We start from the raw sequence: 14,935 nt of genomic DNA, 5'->3' as shown, positions 1-14,935 counted from the left end.
CCCCGGACAGCCCTACGCCTCCGGCCTCGCAGGCCCCACACCCCCGGGACCCCACGCCCCCGGGACCCCACACCCCCGGGCCGCAGGGCTGCGGGCCCCCCGTCAGCCTCACTCCCGTTCGTCGACCACCCGTCGGATCTTCCCGACCGAGCGCTCCAGCGCGTACGGCTCCACCACCTCGACCGCGACGGTGACGCCCACCCCGTCCTTCACTCCCCGGACGATCGCCTCCCGCGCCGCCGCCCGCTGTTCGGCCGGGGCGTCCGGCCGCGCCTCGACCCGGACGGTCATGCGGTCCAGCCGCCCCTGCCGGGTGAGCCGCAGCTGGAAGTGCGGCGCGACGCCCGGGGTCCGCAGCAGGACCTCCTCGATCTGGGTCGGGAAGACGTTCACCCCGCGCAGGATGATCATGTCGTCGCTGCGCCCGGTGACCTTCTCCATCCGCCGGAAGGCCGGGCGCGCGGTGCCGGGCAGCAGCCGGCTGAGGTCGCGGGTGCGGTAGCGGATGACCGGCAGCGCCTCCTTGGTGAGCGAGGTGAAGACCAGTTCGCCGCTCGCGCCGTCGGGCAGCACCTGGTCGGTGAACGGGTCCACGATCTCCGGGTAGAAGTGGTCCTCCCAGATGTGCAGCCCGTCCTTGGTCTCCACGCACTCCTGCGCGACGCCGGGGCCGACCACCTCGGAGAGGCCGTAGATGTCGACGGCGTGCAGGTCGAGCCGGTCCTCGATCTCGCGCCGCATCTCCTCCGTCCACGGCTCGGCGCCGAAGATGCCGATGCGCAGCGAGGTGCTGCGCGGGTCGACGCCCTGCTTCTCGAACTCGTCGAGCAGGGTCAGCAGGTAGGAGGGGGTGACCATGATGATCTCGGGACGGAAGTCCTGGATCAGCTGCACCTGCCGGGCCGTCATGCCGCCGGAGGCCGGGATGACGGTGCAGCCGGCCCGCTCGGCGCCGTAGTGCGCGCCCAGGCCGCCGGTGAACAGCCCGTAGCCGTAGGCGATGTGCACCTTGTGCCCGGGCCTGCCGCCGGCCGCGCGGATCGACCGGGCGACCACGTCGGCCCACATCGACAGGTCGTGCTCGGTGTAGCCGACGACGGTCGGGCGCCCGGTGGTGCCGCTGGAGGCGTGGAGCCGGCGGACCCGCTCCATCGGGACGGCGAACATGCCGAACGGGTAGCCCTCGCGCAGGTCGGCCTTGGTGGTGAAGGGGAAGCGGGCGAGGTCGGCGAGGGTGCGACAGTCCTCGGGGCCGACGCCGGCCGCGTCGAACTTGCGGCGGTACAGCTCGACGTTGTCGTACGCGTGGCGCAGGGTGGCCCGGAGGCGGGTGAGCTGGTGGGCGCGCAGCTCGTCGACGCCCATCCGCTCGCCGGCGTCCAGCAGCGCGGGCGGGATCGGCTCGCCCAGGCGCCGGGCGGGCTGCCCGGCGCGGGCGGGCTCGTCGCCGCGGCTGCCGGGTTCTTCCCCGCAGGCGGGCTCTTCGCCGTACGGGCGCGGGGCGGGTGCGCTGCCGGTCATCGTCACTCCTCCGCAGGTCGGCCGGGACGGGCATGCCGACCGATCGTTCGGTCAGGGCGACCTCCACGCCAAGTAACCCAGCGCCCGCACCGGCTGTCAAGGGGTCGCACACCGGATTCGGAATGCGAAGTTCCGACCACTTCGGGTGGAGATCGGACCCCCACCTTGGCTGTCCGATATGAAAATCATTACAGAAGTTTGACCCGTGCACGGCATCACCCGGCCCGACCACGTGGTTCAGTAGTGCGGCTTCTCCCCCGCACCCCGGAGTGATCACCGTGCCCACGACTCCAGCCCTGGTCAGCGCGCTGCGCGAACTCGGCGACCGACCCGCCGTCGTCGCCGACGGGCGCGCGATCAGCGGCATCGGCCTGCTGCTCGGCGTCTCGCCGCCGGGCGGCCTGCCCCGGGCGCTCGCCCAGCGCGTCGCCGCCCACGCCGCGCTGCCGCCCTCCGCCGCCCGCACCGCCGAACAGCGGCTGCGGCACTGGGCCGGCGTCCTCGGCCCGCCGCCCATCCGGCACACCGTGCTCCACCCCGCCACCGACCTCGCCGTCGAACTCGCCCTCGCCACCCTGCTCGCCGGCGGCACCGTCCACTGCGGCGACCCCCGGCAGGACCCCGAGCAGCAGCTCGTCGACCTCGCCGCCAGCGGCACCACCCACCTCAGCCTGCCCTCCACCCTGCTGTGGAGCCTCAGCCGCCGCCCCGACCTGGCCGACCACGACCTCGGCGCCCTGCGGCTCGTCCTGCACGTCGGCCCCGAACCTCGACAAGACGACGTGTACGCCGCCGTCGACGCGCTCGGCGCCGTCCTCGCCCACGTCCGCGCCCCGCACAGCCACGCCGAAGCCGCCGACCGGCGGCTGCGCACCGCCGCCGACGCCGCCGACGCCATCGCCTGGAAGCACGCCATAGGCGTCACCGCCGAACAGGTCCAGGCCTTCGGCACCCACCTCGACCACGCCGTACTGTCCGCGCTGCTGCTGACCCTCCAGCAGAGCGGCGTCCTCACCGACCCCGAGCGCGGGCACACCGAGGCCGAGATCCTCACCGCCGCCCTCGTCACGCCCGCCCAGCGGCCCCGGGTCGGCCGCTGGCTCGACGCGCTCACCCGGCACGGCCTGATCACCCGGCACGACGACGTCCACTACGGCCGACCCGAACTCACCGCGGCCGAGGTCCGGGAGGCCTGGCGGCCCGCCGTCGAGGCCTGGAACGACGGACTCGGACCGGTCGCCGCCCTGGACCGGGTCCGACGCGGCGCACTACGGCTGCCCCGGCTGATCACCGGCGAGGAGGCCCCCCGCCCGGCCGCCGCCCCGATCCGCTGGACGGCCGCCCGCGGCTACCTCGGCGCCGCCCTCGGCGCGCTGGTCCGCGGCCTCGCCGAGACCCACGACGGGCCGCAGCCGCTGCGCATCCTCGAACTCGGCCAGGACGACGCCGACTCCACCGTCACCCGGGCCCTCGCCGCCCGGCCCCGCCCCGGCGCCGACCACCACCAGCTGCCCGACGGCGGCCGCTACGACCTCGTCGTCGCCACCGTGACCGGCCACCCGGACGCCGTCGTCCCGGAGCTGGTCGACCAGCTCGCGCCCGGCGGGCAGCTGCTGCTGCTCGCGCCCACCGGCGAACAGCTCGACCTGCTGATCACGGGGGACGCCGAGGCCCGCACCGACTCCCCGGCCTTCCCCGCCGCCGCTGTCCGCCCTGCCGCTCCCGCCTCCCCGGTCCCCGCCGCTGCCATCCCGGTCCCGGTCCCCGCCGTCCCCGGCTTCCCCGCCTTCCCGGCGCTCCCCGCCGAGCGCTGGCGGGCCGCCCTCACCGCCGTCGGCTGCCCGACCGTCCTCGCGCTGCCCGAGGACGGGCACCCGATGGGACTGCTCGGGCAGCGGCTGTTCGCGGCGCGGATGCCCTGAGCCGCCGCTACCATCGGGCCGTGCCCGACTCCCCCGTGCGGTTCCCGCAGTGCTTGCCGTCCTTGCGACCCTTCCAGCCCCAGCGGCGGCCGCGGTCGCTCCGGTCCAAGGCCTCCCTGGCCTCCTTGGCCTCGCTCGCCTCGATCGCCTCCGTGTGCTCGATCGCCTCCGTCGGGTCCGTCGGCTCGGTGCTGTCGATCGGCTCGGCCGGCTCCATCCTCTCGATCGGGTCGGCCGGCAGCGTCCTCTCGATCGGGTCCGCCGGCAGCGTCCTGTCCCTCGGGTCGGCCGGCTCCGTGCTCAGCGCCCTGTCGGCCGGCTCCCGGCTGAGCCTCGGCTCGCTGTTCTCCGCCCGTTCCCGCTGGTCGGTACGGTCCCGGCGGCCCGGCGGCGGGCGGCCCGTGGCCGGGCCGTGAAGCCCGGCTCGTGCACCGCCACCCGATGCGTACCATTTCGATACCGAAGCCTGGATGAGCTGCAAGGATTCTCGCCCAGCGGGCCCACCCCCGGGTAGGCTCCGCTTGTCCTCCGGCCCTGGCGCAGGCGGCCCCGCGCCGCCGTGCCGCGTTCCGGGGGTGGCACACCCCCGCGGGCCATTCGGTGGGCACCGCGCACTCGACACCGCGCGCCAGGGCAGTCGCGCGAACGGCGAAGGGCATCGCATTGGCGGATCGGCTCACCGGAGGAGACTCCTCGCTGCTGCGGCGGATCAACGCGGCGGTCACGCTTCGAGCGCTGCGGACCGGCCACTCCGTGACCCTCACTCAGCTCGTCGGCGAGACCGGGCTCTCCCGCCCGACCGTCGAGGGCGTCATCGAGGGTCTGGTCGAAACCGGGCTGGTCGCCGAGGTCGACCAGCCCAAGGAGGACGGCCAGCCCGGCACCGGCCGGCGCGGCCGACCGGCCCGCTGGTTCCGCTTCCGCGCCGAGGCCGGGCACATCCTCGGCATCGAGGTCGGCGTGCACGACATCCACGTCATCCTCGCCGACCTCACCGGCGAGGTGGTGGGCAGTCACTTCAAGCCGGTCGACGAGACCCTGGACGCCGAGGACCGGCTCGCCGCCGTCCGCACCGCCGTCGCGGAGGTCCTGCGCAAGGCCGGCATCTCCCGCGACAACCTCTGGGCCGTCGGCATCGGCACCCCCGGCATCGTCGACCGCGACGGCACCATCCAACTCGGCACCGCCATGCCCGGCTGGACCGGCCTCGACCTCGGCGCCCGGCTGCGGCGCTCCTTCCGCTGCCCCGTCCTGATCGAGAACGACGCCAACCTCGCCGCCATCGCCGAACACTGGCAGGGCGCGGCGGTCGGCGCCGGCGACGTCGTCTTCGTCATGGCCGGCCTCAGCCCGGGCGCCGGCTCCCTCATCAACGGCAAGCTGCACCGCGGCTTCGGCGGGGCGGCCGGCGAGATCGGCGCCCTCCACCTGCTCGGCCAGGAGGTCACCCCCGAGCGGCTTCTCTCCACCACCGGCAAGCCGCTCAACCCGCTCGACGAGGCCGCCGTCGCCCGCGTCCTGCGGCTCGCACGGGAGGGCGACGAGGTCGCGAAGGTCGCCATGGACCGCTTCCTCACCCGCCTGGTCCAGGGCGTCGCCGCGCTCGTCCTCGCCATCGACCCGCAGCTCGTCGTGATCGGCGGCTGGGCGGCCGGCCTCGACGGCGTCCTGGAACCGCTGCGCGAGCGCCTCGCCCAGTTCACCCTCCGCGCGCCCGAGGTGGCGCTCGCCGCGCTCGGGTCCGAGGTCGTGGCGATGGGCGCGCTGCGCGTCGCCCTCGACCACGTCGAGGACCAGCTGTTCGCCGTCGACCCGCCGACCACCGGCAACGGCCGCGCCTGACGGGCCCCTGGGCTCCGCGCCGGACCTCAGCCTCGGGCTGAGGTCCGGACTCGGCTCCGCCCTGACAACTCCACCTACACAACGGCCGAGGCCCGGACGCCAGTCGGGCGTTCGGGCCTCGGTCTGAGGGTGTCGGAAAAGTGGTTCAGGAGGCGGTGCGGACCTCGGCCGCAGCGCCGACCGGGGTGACCTCGACCAGCCCGGTCGAGCCGAAGGTCAGCTTGCAGGTGTCGGCCCGGTAGGTGGCGACGGCGAGCGCCACCAGGCGGCCGGTCGACGCGTACTGGGTGGTCATCACCAGCACCGGCGAACCGGGCGGGCGCTCCAGCAGGGCGGCCTCGTCGGCCTCGGCGACACCCAGCTCGACCGCGCGGGACTCGCCGTCCACCTCCAGCCGCTCCAGCTGGCGCAGCACCGAGCGGGCCCGGTCGCTCTCGGCCCGGAAGCCGGGCAGGTGCGGCAGCGCGGCGGCCGGCACGTGAAGCGACTCGGTGGCCACCGCCCGGCCCTCCACCAGGCGCACCCGGCGGACGGTGTGCACGGTGGCGCCCTCGGCGATGCCGAGGCCCTTGGCCAGCTGCGCCGGGGCGGGGGCGGTGGTGCAGTCGACCGTCCGCCAGGCGTGGTTGCGGCCGACGCCGGGCCAGCCCTCCTCCTGCCGGTTGACCGGGACGCCGACCCGCGGGGCGGCGATCAGGGTGCCGATCCCCCGGCGGCGCACCAGGCGGCCCTCCAGCTCCAGCTGGTCGAGGGCCTGCCGCAGGGTCGCCCGGGCGACCCCGAAGCGGGCGGAGAGCTCGCGCTCGTTGGGCAGGACCTGGCCGGTGGAGAACTCCGAGTCGATGGCCCGCAGCAGCACCGTGCGCAGGTGCCAGTACTTCGGTTCCGGCACCGCCGAAAGCTGTCCAGTCGTCCCCACCGTGTCCTCCACCCTGCTTCGTCCACCTGCGGTAAGGAGGTCGGATCCCGGGCCCGCTGTCCGCGGATGCGGCAGGTGGGAGAGCGGGCTTTTATCCGTCCTTCTTTATTAAAGGTCTTTGCAGTAAGCGACCCTAGGGGCATCGTCCGGAGATGGTCAAGACCAATGGCGTGGCTTGGTGCGACTGTCGCACACATTCATGCCGCGTTCACGTCATCCCGCGGCGGCGCGCGTCACGCTTCGGCGCAGGCCCCGGCACTCGGTAGGCTGCCCGGGTGATCGTGGTGACGAGTGTGAACGTGAACGGAATCCGGGCGGCGGCCAAGAAGGGCTTCGTCGAGTGGCTGGCCGGCACCGAGGCGGACGTGGTCTGCCTCCAGGAGGTGCGCTCCGAGCCGGAGCAACTGCCCGTCGAACTGCGCGACCTCGACGGCTGGCACGCGGTCTGGGCCCCGTCCGTCGCCAAGGGCCGGGCCGGCGTCGCCGTCCTGTCCCGCCAGGAGCCGCAGCGGACCGTCATCGGATTCGGGTCCGAGGAGTTCGACAACACGGGCAGGTACGTCGAGATCGACCTGCCCGGGCTGACCGTCGCCAGCCTCTACCTCCCCTCCGGCGAGGTCGGCACCGAACGCCAGGACGAGAAGGAACGCTTCATGGCGGAATTCCTCGTCCACCTCACCGCCCTCCGCACCCGCGCCGCCGCCGACGGCCGCGAGGTCGTCGTCTGCGGCGACTGGAACATCGCCCACCGCCCCGAAGACCTCAAGAACTGGAAGGCCAACCAGAAGTCCGCCGGCTTCCTCCCCGAAGAACGCGCCTGGCTCTCCCGCGTCTACGACGAAGCCGGCTACGTCGACGTCGTCCGCACCCTCCACCCCGACCGCACCGGCCCCTACTCCTGGTGGTCCTACCGCGGCCGCGCCTTCGACAACGACTCCGGCTGGCGAATCGACCTGCATTGTACAACCCCGGGCATCGCCGCCAAGGCCCTTGAAGCGACAGTCGAACGCGCCGCCAACCATGCCGAGCGCTGGTCAGACCACGCGCCGGTCACTGTGGTGTACGACCACGAGCTCTGACGGTCCGTCTGCTCACTGGCGAACTCTGGCTTGCGCGAGGCCATCGTTGCCATCCAGGTCGCCCACCGTGGTCGTCCTCCCCGCAACTCCCCTCGCTGCGGGCCTGGCTTCACATGCAGAGGGCCAGACCCCACGGCCGCACTGAGCGAACCCGAAGCAGCTGATTCCCTGGCTCCGGGCACACCCCCCGGCCGACGGGGCAGATCGAATAGAGGCCGAGGGCGGTGTGCTTCGAGGGTCTCCTTGGGCAGTGCGGCGAGCGTGCCGAGCCCAGGCCGGCATCGTCATGCCCTTGGCCGGCGTGGCGCCGGGCACCGCCGCGTGGACGAGCGCGTCGAAGTCGCGAAGGAGGTGGCGGCGAGCGTCGGCGTGCCGGACGCCCTTGCGGTAGTGAATCAGGAACGGGTCGGCTGCGGCGGGGACCAAGGTCCGGGTGGCCCACGCGACCCAGCAGCCGACGGCATTCACCCCCTCCGGGGCTAGGTCCAGCAGCACGGCGTGGGCGGAGCGGCCGATCAGCAGGGTCACCGGCCCGCCTGGCACGACCGGGTGCAGCGGGTCCGGGAGGTCCTCGCGCTCCCACGGTGCCCGGTCGTCGCCGGGGGGATCGGGCCACAGGTGCGGAGGCGTGCAGCCGAGCACGAGGCTGGCGAAGAGCGTGCCGGCTAACCGGTGGTAGGAGACGGAGCCGCGCAGTGCGCCGGCCCGCATCTGCTTGCTCACCACGTTGCCATGGGCGCGCAGGGCCCCCCATGCCCGCGGGGCCGAAGCCCTGCCAGGCCAGCACCCACAGCAACGCGTCGGCCGCGTCTAGCGGCTCGTGCTCAGGGGTGTGCGGGCGCCACGGCTGGTTGTGGCCCGACGGCCGGTCCATCGCGAGCTTGCCCGGGGCCGCGCTCTTCGAGCACTCCTCTCGAAGCTGCGGGTCCTGCAACAGCGCGGACAGGAGCCGCCCGCGCCGGATGACCGCGGCCAGGTGCCTACCAATCCCCCCGGTCAGCCGCGGCGTCGAGGCCGGTAGTGCGGCCTACCGTCACGGTCAGCAGGCGCCTCAGCATGGTCTCGCAGGCGGGGTTGGTCACCACGAGGTCCTCGACCAGGTGCGCGCCCTTGAGGGTGGCCGACATCCCGGCCTTGGTGACCTCGCCGGGAGATGCCCCGGGGAACAACCGCGTCAGCTCGGCTCGATCAGCGGTACGGCTGAGCCGTAGTCGGAAGAAGGGACCGGAACACAGGTCGTCGGGGTCCATGGCGCATAGCGCCGCCCTTCACGATGCCGGATTGGCGCTGATCGTCACGACGGTGGGCGAGTCAGTCGTTGAACGCCGTGGCCACAGCATCTCCGAGCTGATTCAAGATGGCTGCCACTCGACCATCATAATGGTGGCGTCGTCGGAGAGTGCGTCGTTCTGGTGCTCCAGCAGGGCGTGGATCAGGCGGCGCAGCGCTTCCGGTGCGCGCTCGCCCGCCGCCGTGGCGCGGATGACGAAGTCGGCGAACCGGTCGAGGCCGAAGAACTCGTGGTCCGTCCCCTTCGCCTCGATCACGCCGTCGGTGTACATCAGCAGGCGGTCACCCGGGCGCAGTTGGAGCGTGTGGACCTGGCGGGTGGTCGGGGCCAGGCCCGCGAGCCCGAGTGGCGGCTCCGGTGGCCGCACCAGGGCGTCGGCCACCACCACCTGGTCGCGGATGAGCAGCGGGGCGGGGTGGCCGCAGTTGGACCAGCGCAGGACGCCGCTGGCGAGGTCCAGCCGCAGGAACACGCCGGTGGCGAAGCGGTCGGGGAACCAGCGGGACAGCGCCTCGTCGATGCTGGCGACCAGCCCGGGGAGGTCGGCACCGTTGCGGCGGGCGTTGCGGCATGCGGCGAGTGCCAGCGCGGCGGTGAGGCCGGAGGCCAAGTCGTGGCCCATCGCGTCGAGGACGGCGGCGTGCAGCACGCCGGCGGCGAGCGAGTGCTCGAACGCGTCACCGCCGAGGTCGTAGGCGGGTTCCAGGACGGCGGACGAGATGACCTGGTCGGAGCAGAGCGTGCGGGGTGGCAGGAAGGCCCGCAGCATCTCGGCCGGTAGGGTCATCGTGGCGGCGCGGGTGCTCAGCGCATAGCTGTCGCTGGTATCCCTCCGGGCGGTGATGACCAGCGCGAGCAGCGCGGTCAGCAGCCTGCACCGGCGCACCACCTCGCGGTCGAGCGCAGTGGCCCGCAGACACAGGACGCCCAACCGGTCCGCGCCGTCGACCAGCGGGAACCAGGCCACCAGCCCCGAGGTCGGGTCCTCGGCGACCCGCAGCGCGCCCGTGCGGTACGTCCAGCCTGCCAGCGTCCCCTCCACCGGCAGCGCCAGGCCCGCCGTCATGGGGACGAGCTGGTTCTGCTGGATATCGACCAGGTAGACGACGCAGCTGCCCAGGCCCAGGGCCCGGCCGTACTGCTCGGCCATGGCCTGGGCGTCCAGCGGGTCGAGGGTGCGCCCGGTGGTGAGGAAGCGCTCCAGCAGTTGCTCGCCGAGGTTGAGCGGCGGGGTCTCGTCGGCCATGGGCCCAGCCGACCCCGAAACCCGGTGCCCGGCCAGCCGAACCCCTGGCTGCCGTGCCGCGAGTCCCCCGAAGGGAGGACACGGACCGTGTCATTCGCCCGACCCGATCACCTTGTCGAGCCCCGACCGCGGTGGGCGGTCGGGGCCCGGCGGCTACCCAGGCCAAGTCCTCAGCCGTGCCGCATGTCGTCCGGGTCCGGCGGCATGGCGGAGACCGGACCGGTGCTGCCCGGTATCCCCTCGGACAGCCCCTGGTCGGTCGGCGGCGCCCCTTCGCCGGTCATCCGGGCCTGCGGGGTCTCCCTGGGCGGCGCGTCGGCAAGGTGACCGGCGCTTCCCGCGGCGGCGGCGCCCGGGGTGATCCGGCCGCGCCAGCCGCCGCTCTCGTGTCCACGCTCCTCGATGAAGCCCTTGAAGCGCTTGAGGTCGCCCTTGACCTGGCGGTCCAGGACGCCGAGCACCGCACCGGCCTTCTCGCCGATGCCCTGCGGCTCGAACTCCATCGTGAGGCTGACCCGGGTGTGGCGGTCGTCCAGCGACCGGAAAGTTACGACGCCCATCTGCCGGACGTCACCGCTCACCGTGCGCCACGAGATCCGCTCGTCCGGCAGCTGGTCGACGATCTCGGTGTCGAACTCGCGCTGGGCGCCGCCCACCTTCGTGCGCCAGTGGGAGTGCCGGTCGTCGATCTGCCGGATCTCCTCCACGCCGTCCATGAACCGCGGGAACTCCTCGAACTGCGTCCACTGGTTGTACGCGCTGTGCACCGGGACGTCGACGTCGATCGTTTCCTGAACCCTGCTCATCAGGGCACTCCCTTCGCCTGGCCGATCCGGACGATCCGGACCGATGGGCGCCTGCCCGACCGTCCCGGCTTCAATCACCCCGACCGGTACAGGCCTCAGCGCTGCGAGCATGTCCGGCGCGTAACGCTTCGGGGAGGTCCAGCATCCGCCGTCCTCGTTAGGGCGACCGGCTCTGTCCCGTGTCCGATGGCAAGCAGAGCCCCGGCCGTCTACCGTGAGCGCCGTGCGGTCGGGTACGGGATCAACCGGCCCAAGAGAAGTCGCACCGTCGCCACGCGATACGACAACCCGCAGTCCGCTACGACGCGACCGTGTTGATCGCGGCTGTGAAACGTGGGCTCTGCCTCGCGCGTCCGGCCGCTGCGGGGGGGGGACGGAGGAGCCGGCTGATCGGGGCGTGTCGGTCAGGCGGTGCGGCCGATGGCGTCTTCCATCTGCTGGAGGCCGGGGTCTTCGAGGGGGTAGTGGCCGGAGTTGTCGAGCATGACGGTGTCGACGGGGACCTTGGTGATGCGGGAGAGGGCGGGGGCGCGGAGGTGGTGGGGGGTCCAGCGGTCCTCGGCGGGCTGGGTGAGCAGGACGGGGCAGGCGTCGAAGTCGGGCGGTTCGACGGCGGCAGCGTAGTGGAGTAGCTGTCGAGGAAGCGGACACAAGCGCAGAACCGTCCTGCTCGGAGCGACCGGCTCCACCGGCCGACGCATGCTGCGCGAGTTGCTCGTCCGCAGCAAGAAGCCGACCTGGTCGGCTGCGGCCGCGCAAGGATACTCACCCTGGTGTCCGGCACTTCACCGCCGGCCCTGGGTGTGCTGTCGTACCCGCTTCGGCGGTGAGCCCGCCGGGGGCGGTGCACTGGGTGCGGGTCAGCGGGCGATCGAGATCGCGAAGGGGGTGAATCCGGTGGACCGGATGACGTGCGGCACGAACAGGATGGCGGCCTCCGTGGCGCGGGCGGTCCGGATCCCGCCGAGGTCGGTGATCCACTCCTTGTGCCAGCCGAGGTCGGTGAGCAGTTCACCGACGGCCTGCTTGGCCTGGGGGTCATCGCCGGAGAGGAAGACGGTCGGTGTCTGGGTGAGCGTGGCCGGCGCGGTCATCACCGGGAAGAGCATGGTGCTGAGGGTCTTGACGACGCGGGTTTCGGGGAGGGCCTCCTGGAGTTGCTCGGCGAGGCTTGAGCCGGGGTAGATCAGGTCGGCGGGCAGTCCGTCCGGTCCGTCGGTGGTGGCGTTGGAGACATCGACGAGGACCTTGTCCCGCAGTTCCTCGCGCAGGGCGGCGAGCCGCTCCAATGAGCCGGCTCCCGGGGTGGCGTTGATGACGACCTGGGCGCTCCGGGCGGCGTCGGCGGCGGCGCCCGGCGTGCGGTCCGCCACGGTCACCTCATGCCCCGCCCGGGTGAGCGCCACGGCCAGGTTGCCACCGACGCGGCCGTTTCCGAGAACTGCGATCGTGGTCATGATGGTGTGGTCCTTCTCGTGGGTGCGGGTTGCGGGTCGTGGTGCGCGGTCAGCGGGAGAGCGTGGCGACGGCCTGGGCGTGGACGCCGGGCGCGGCGGCCAGGAAGCTCTCGCTCTGCGGGGTCCAGGGGCGGCCCTGGGCGTCCGAGATCCGTCCGCCGGCCTCGGTAACCAGCAGCGCGCCGGGGAGCAGGTCCGCGCGGGCGCCGGAGAACTGCCAGAAGGCGTCGATGCGGCCGGCGGCGACGTTGGTCAGGTGCAGGGTTGCGGGCACGGCGGTGCGCACGACGAGCGCGTCGAAGAGCATCGCGGTGATCGAGGAGCCGACGCGCCGCACGACCTTCTCGTCCTCGTCGGGGCGGGCCTGGCTGGTGGCCACGATGCTCAGGCCGAGGTCCGCCGTTGGGGAGACGTGCAGCGGCCGGCCGTCGAGGTGGGCGCCGGCGCCGGTGAGCGCGGTGTAGGTCTCGCCGGTCAACGGCAGGTGGACCACGGTGAGCACCGGCTGGTTCTCCCGCACGAGGGTGGCGGTCACCGCCCACTCCGGCAGGGCGTGCAGGTGGTTGACGTTGCCCTCGGCCGGGTCCACGACCCACCACTCGCCGGGCGGCAACGCCCCGCCGTCCAGCTCCTCCTCCACCCAGCCGGCGTTCGGACGCAGGCGCGTGAGGCGGGGGCGCAGGGTGTCCAGGGCCGTGTCGTCGTTGACGGCGAGCGCGCGCATCAGCTCTTCACGGCTCTGGTAGCGGACCACCTCACCGAAGCGCTCGCGCAGCACGGAGCCCACCTCACGGACGGCGATCGCGGTCTGGGCGAGCAGGTCGGCGTCCAAGGCGGCAACGTCAATGGCCTGAGGGGTTTCGGGCATTGTGAACTCCCTTGTGAGTAAGAGACATTGAGGCTTTCGGGCCGAGCTTTGCGCTCTGTCCCGCGCTCTGGTGTCGAAGGTATACAGCCCCTTGATTAACTTCAAATGCATGTTAAACACGGCTAGGATTACTCACATGCAATTGGACTTGAACCTGCTGGCCGCGCTCGACGCGCTGCTGGAGGAGGGCAGTGTGGCCGGGGCGGCCGCACGCTTGCATGTCACCGCCCCCGCGATGAGTCGCAGCCTGGGCCGGATCCGGCGCACGACCGGGGATCAGATCCTGGTGCGCACCGGCCGCACGATGACCCCCACGCCGTACGCGATCGCGGTTCGGGAGCAGGTGCACGAGCTGCTGCACCAAGTCCAGGGGGTGCTGGCGCCCAGCCGTGAACTCGATCTGGTCACGCTGGAACGCACCTTCACACTCCGCTGGCACGATTCCCTGGTCGCCTTGAGCGGCCCCGCAATGCTCTCGGCCGCTCGTGAACAGGCGCCGGGCGTGCGATTGCGCTTCGTCGCGGAATCGAGCATCGACACCCCCGAGTTGCGGCGCGGCGACGTGGACCTGGAGGCGAACGCCAACCGCCCGAGCGCACCGGACATCCGTGCCGAGATCGTGGGCGAGACCCGCCTGGTCATCGTGGTGAGACAGGGGCACCCCCTCGCCCGTGCCGGGACCGTCACCGCCGAGCGGTACGCCGCCGCTGAGCACGTCACCGTCTCCAGGCGCGGAAACCTCACCAACGCCCTCGACGACGCCCTCGCGCAACTCGGCCTCACCCGCCGCGTGGTGGCGACCGCGCCCACGGAAGCGGCCGCGCTGGAGTTCGCACGTGGCTCCGATCTCCTGGTCAGCGTCCCCGAAGCCACCACGCGCTCAGCGGTCGCCGACCTCGGCCTGGTCGTGCTCCCCCTCCCGCTCGAACTGCCGTCAGCACCGATCTACCTGTCCTGGCATCAGCGCTACGACACCGACCCCGCCCACGCCTGGCTGCGCGCACTGGCGCGAACCGCGCTGACCATGGCCGGAGCGTCGTCGTAGCCGGCGCGGCCCGGTGCACTTCACCCCGACGCCCGTGCGACCACCTCGATGCCAGCCGCAGTGCGGACCCGCATCAGATCACCCGCCCCCGGCGGAGGACTTAAGACGGCCCGTCAGCAGCTCCGTGCCGGCTCGCCAACCATTGGGGCCCGGCGACCGCCCTCTTTCAAATCGGCTCTGCTCAATCGGATTACCTGTGCGCCTCGCTGGCAGTTCGCCTGCTTTCAGGGCCCACACCGACGTCAACCAAGAAGCCGGTACGGGCCGGGCGAACACCGGGGCCCGACGCGCAAATCTCAGTCGATCGCGCCGAGAGTCCGCGCAAGTGCGTCGAGGGTCACCTCGACGATGGCGCGCAGCTGCTCCGTGCTCGTTCCGGCTCTGCTCATGACGGCGAGGGACTGGTTCACGGCCGCGAGGTGGGTCGCGAACGACTCGGCCGCCTCATCGTGCAGCCGGGCGGCCTTCAGAGCGGCGCGTAGCCGGGTGCGCTGGAAGCCGATCGCCTCCCGTGCACGCGCCGCGATGTTCGCGCTCAGCACTGGGCTCGCCATGACGGTTTGGGCCACCAGGCATCCGTCGGGCAGGCCGGGATCCGCGATGCGTTCCAGGGTGATGTCGAAGAACGCCCGCGCGGCTGCCAGGGGCCGGTCGGCGGCGCAGGACAACGCGGCGTCGTACTTGTCTCCGTAACGCGCGGTGTAGCGCTCCAGGCAACGTGTGAAGAGCGTGTCCTTGTCCCCCAGGGAGGAGTAGATGGAGCTGCGGTTGAGCCCGGTCGCCCGGGACAGGTCGTCCACCGACGTGTCCGCGTAGCCGGCCCGCCAGAACTGGATCATCGCGGCGTCGAGCACCGTGGCGATGTCGAACTGCTTCTTGCCTGCCACGCCGGCACCTCCCTCCTGCGCTCTGCCTTCCGAGCAGAGGAGACCATCCTCC

The 14,935-nt window shown here is 72.6% G+C and carries 13 protein-coding genes and 1 pseudogene; 5 read left to right on the top strand and 9 right to left on the bottom strand.

All coding sequences use genetic code 11. The features are described from left to right. Positions 1-108 precede the first annotated feature (108 nt). Positions 109-1,365, bottom strand: a complete 1,257-nt coding sequence (gene paaK, locus ACFVTF_RS28775; protein ID WP_387817340.1) for a phenylacetate--CoA ligase PaaK — start codon at positions 1,363-1,365, stop codon at positions 109-111. A 434-nt stretch (positions 1,366-1,799) separates the two neighbouring features. Here paaK and ACFVTF_RS28770 point away from each other — a divergent pair, with 434 nt between their 5' ends. The 3 genes from ACFVTF_RS28770 (at position 1,800) to ACFVTF_RS28760 (ending at position 5,285) form a co-directional block, all read left to right on the top strand. Next, the gene (locus ACFVTF_RS28770) at positions 1,800-3,443 is read left to right on the top strand and encodes a hypothetical protein (RefSeq protein WP_387817307.1); all 1,644 of its coding nucleotides are present in this window, start codon (positions 1,800-1,802) and stop codon (positions 3,441-3,443) included. A 20-nt stretch (positions 3,444-3,463) separates the two neighbouring features. Next, entirely contained in the window at positions 3,464-3,859 is a 396-nt protein-coding gene (locus ACFVTF_RS28765; protein ID WP_387817306.1) for a hypothetical protein, read from the top strand. A 247-nt stretch (positions 3,860-4,106) separates the two neighbouring features. Continuing rightward, positions 4,107-5,285: an ROK family protein gene (locus tag ACFVTF_RS28760; protein ID WP_387817305.1), complete on the top strand. Its 1,179-nt coding sequence runs from the start codon at positions 4,107-4,109 to the stop codon at positions 5,283-5,285. 145 nt (positions 5,286-5,430) lie between these two features. Here the strand turns inward: ACFVTF_RS28760 and ACFVTF_RS28755 are convergent, their stop codons facing one another. Continuing rightward, complete coding sequence (locus tag ACFVTF_RS28755; RefSeq protein WP_387817304.1) at positions 5,431-6,204, bottom strand: GntR family transcriptional regulator; 774 nt, start codon at positions 6,202-6,204, stop codon at positions 5,431-5,433. A gap of 284 nt (positions 6,205-6,488) precedes the next feature. Here ACFVTF_RS28755 and ACFVTF_RS28750 point away from each other — a divergent pair, with 284 nt between their 5' ends. Beyond that, a complete protein-coding gene (locus ACFVTF_RS28750; RefSeq protein ID WP_387817339.1) occupies positions 6,489-7,283 on the top strand; it encodes an exodeoxyribonuclease III in 795 nt (264 codons plus the stop codon). Between the two features lie 980 nt (positions 7,284-8,263). Here the strand turns inward: ACFVTF_RS28750 and ACFVTF_RS28745 are convergent. From ACFVTF_RS28745 to ACFVTF_RS28720, 6 genes and pseudogenes are all read right to left on the bottom strand, one after another. After that, complete coding sequence (locus ACFVTF_RS28745; RefSeq protein WP_387817303.1) at positions 8,264-8,533, bottom strand: hypothetical protein; 270 nt, start codon at positions 8,531-8,533, stop codon at positions 8,264-8,266. A gap of 102 nt (positions 8,534-8,635) precedes the next feature. Continuing rightward, entirely contained in the window at positions 8,636-9,820 is a 1,185-nt protein-coding gene (locus ACFVTF_RS28740) for a PP2C family protein-serine/threonine phosphatase (RefSeq protein ID WP_387817302.1), read from the bottom strand. Positions 9,821-10,170: 350 nt separating this feature from the next. Beyond that, positions 10,171-10,626, bottom strand: a pseudogene (locus ACFVTF_RS28735) (SRPBCC family protein); the annotation flags it as partial. Between the two features lie 404 nt (positions 10,627-11,030). Further along, complete coding sequence (locus ACFVTF_RS28730) at positions 11,031-11,279, bottom strand: hypothetical protein (protein WP_387817301.1); 249 nt, start codon at positions 11,277-11,279, stop codon at positions 11,031-11,033. A 207-nt stretch (positions 11,280-11,486) separates the two neighbouring features. Then, positions 11,487-12,083 carry an NADPH-dependent F420 reductase gene (locus ACFVTF_RS28725; RefSeq protein WP_387817300.1) on the bottom strand — a complete coding sequence of 199 codons (597 nt, stop codon included), beginning with the start codon at positions 12,081-12,083 and terminating at the stop codon, positions 11,487-11,489. A 49-nt stretch (positions 12,084-12,132) separates the two neighbouring features. Next, complete coding sequence (locus ACFVTF_RS28720; RefSeq protein WP_387817299.1) at positions 12,133-12,951, bottom strand: inositol monophosphatase family protein; 819 nt, start codon at positions 12,949-12,951, stop codon at positions 12,133-12,135. 136 nt (positions 12,952-13,087) lie between these two features. On the opposite strand from ACFVTF_RS28720, the gene ACFVTF_RS28715 reads away from it, so the two are divergent. Beyond that, positions 13,088-13,996 (top strand): LysR family transcriptional regulator, encoded by a 909-nt coding sequence (locus ACFVTF_RS28715; protein ID WP_387817298.1) that lies wholly within the window; start codon positions 13,088-13,090, stop codon positions 13,994-13,996. Between the two features lie 296 nt (positions 13,997-14,292). On the opposite strand, the gene ACFVTF_RS28710 is transcribed toward ACFVTF_RS28715, so the two are convergent. Next, a complete protein-coding gene (locus ACFVTF_RS28710) occupies positions 14,293-14,883 on the bottom strand; it encodes a TetR/AcrR family transcriptional regulator (protein WP_387817297.1) in 591 nt (196 codons plus the stop codon). Positions 14,884-14,935 lie beyond the last annotated feature (52 nt).

The sequence above is a fragment of the Kitasatospora sp. NPDC057940 genome, assembly GCF_042887425.1.
Classification (GTDB): Bacteria; Actinomycetota; Actinomycetes; order Streptomycetales; family Streptomycetaceae; genus Kitasatospora.
The sequence above is the reverse complement of the archived record's forward strand: the minus strand, read 5'-3'. Positions and strand labels throughout refer to the sequence as shown.

Excerpts from the sequence above, each read along its gene's own strand:
- paaK (WP_387817340.1), bottom strand. The coding sequence starts at position 1,365 with ATGGGCGTCGACGAGCTGCGCGCCCACCAGCTCACCCGCCTCCGGGCC.
- ACFVTF_RS28745 (WP_387817303.1), bottom strand. The coding sequence starts at position 8,533 with ATGGACCCCGACGACCTGTGTTCCGGTCCCTTCTTCCGACTACGGCTC.
- ACFVTF_RS28740 (WP_387817302.1), bottom strand. The coding sequence starts at position 9,820 with ATGGCCGACGAGACCCCGCCGCTCAACCTCGGCGAGCAACTGCTGGAG.
- ACFVTF_RS28725 (WP_387817300.1), bottom strand. The coding sequence starts at position 12,083 with ATGACCACGATCGCAGTTCTCGGAAACGGCCGCGTCGGTGGCAACCTG.
- ACFVTF_RS28720 (WP_387817299.1), bottom strand. The coding sequence starts at position 12,951 with ATGCCCGAAACCCCTCAGGCCATTGACGTTGCCGCCTTGGACGCCGAC.
- ACFVTF_RS28715 (WP_387817298.1), top strand. The coding sequence starts at position 13,088 with ATGCAATTGGACTTGAACCTGCTGGCCGCGCTCGACGCGCTGCTGGAG.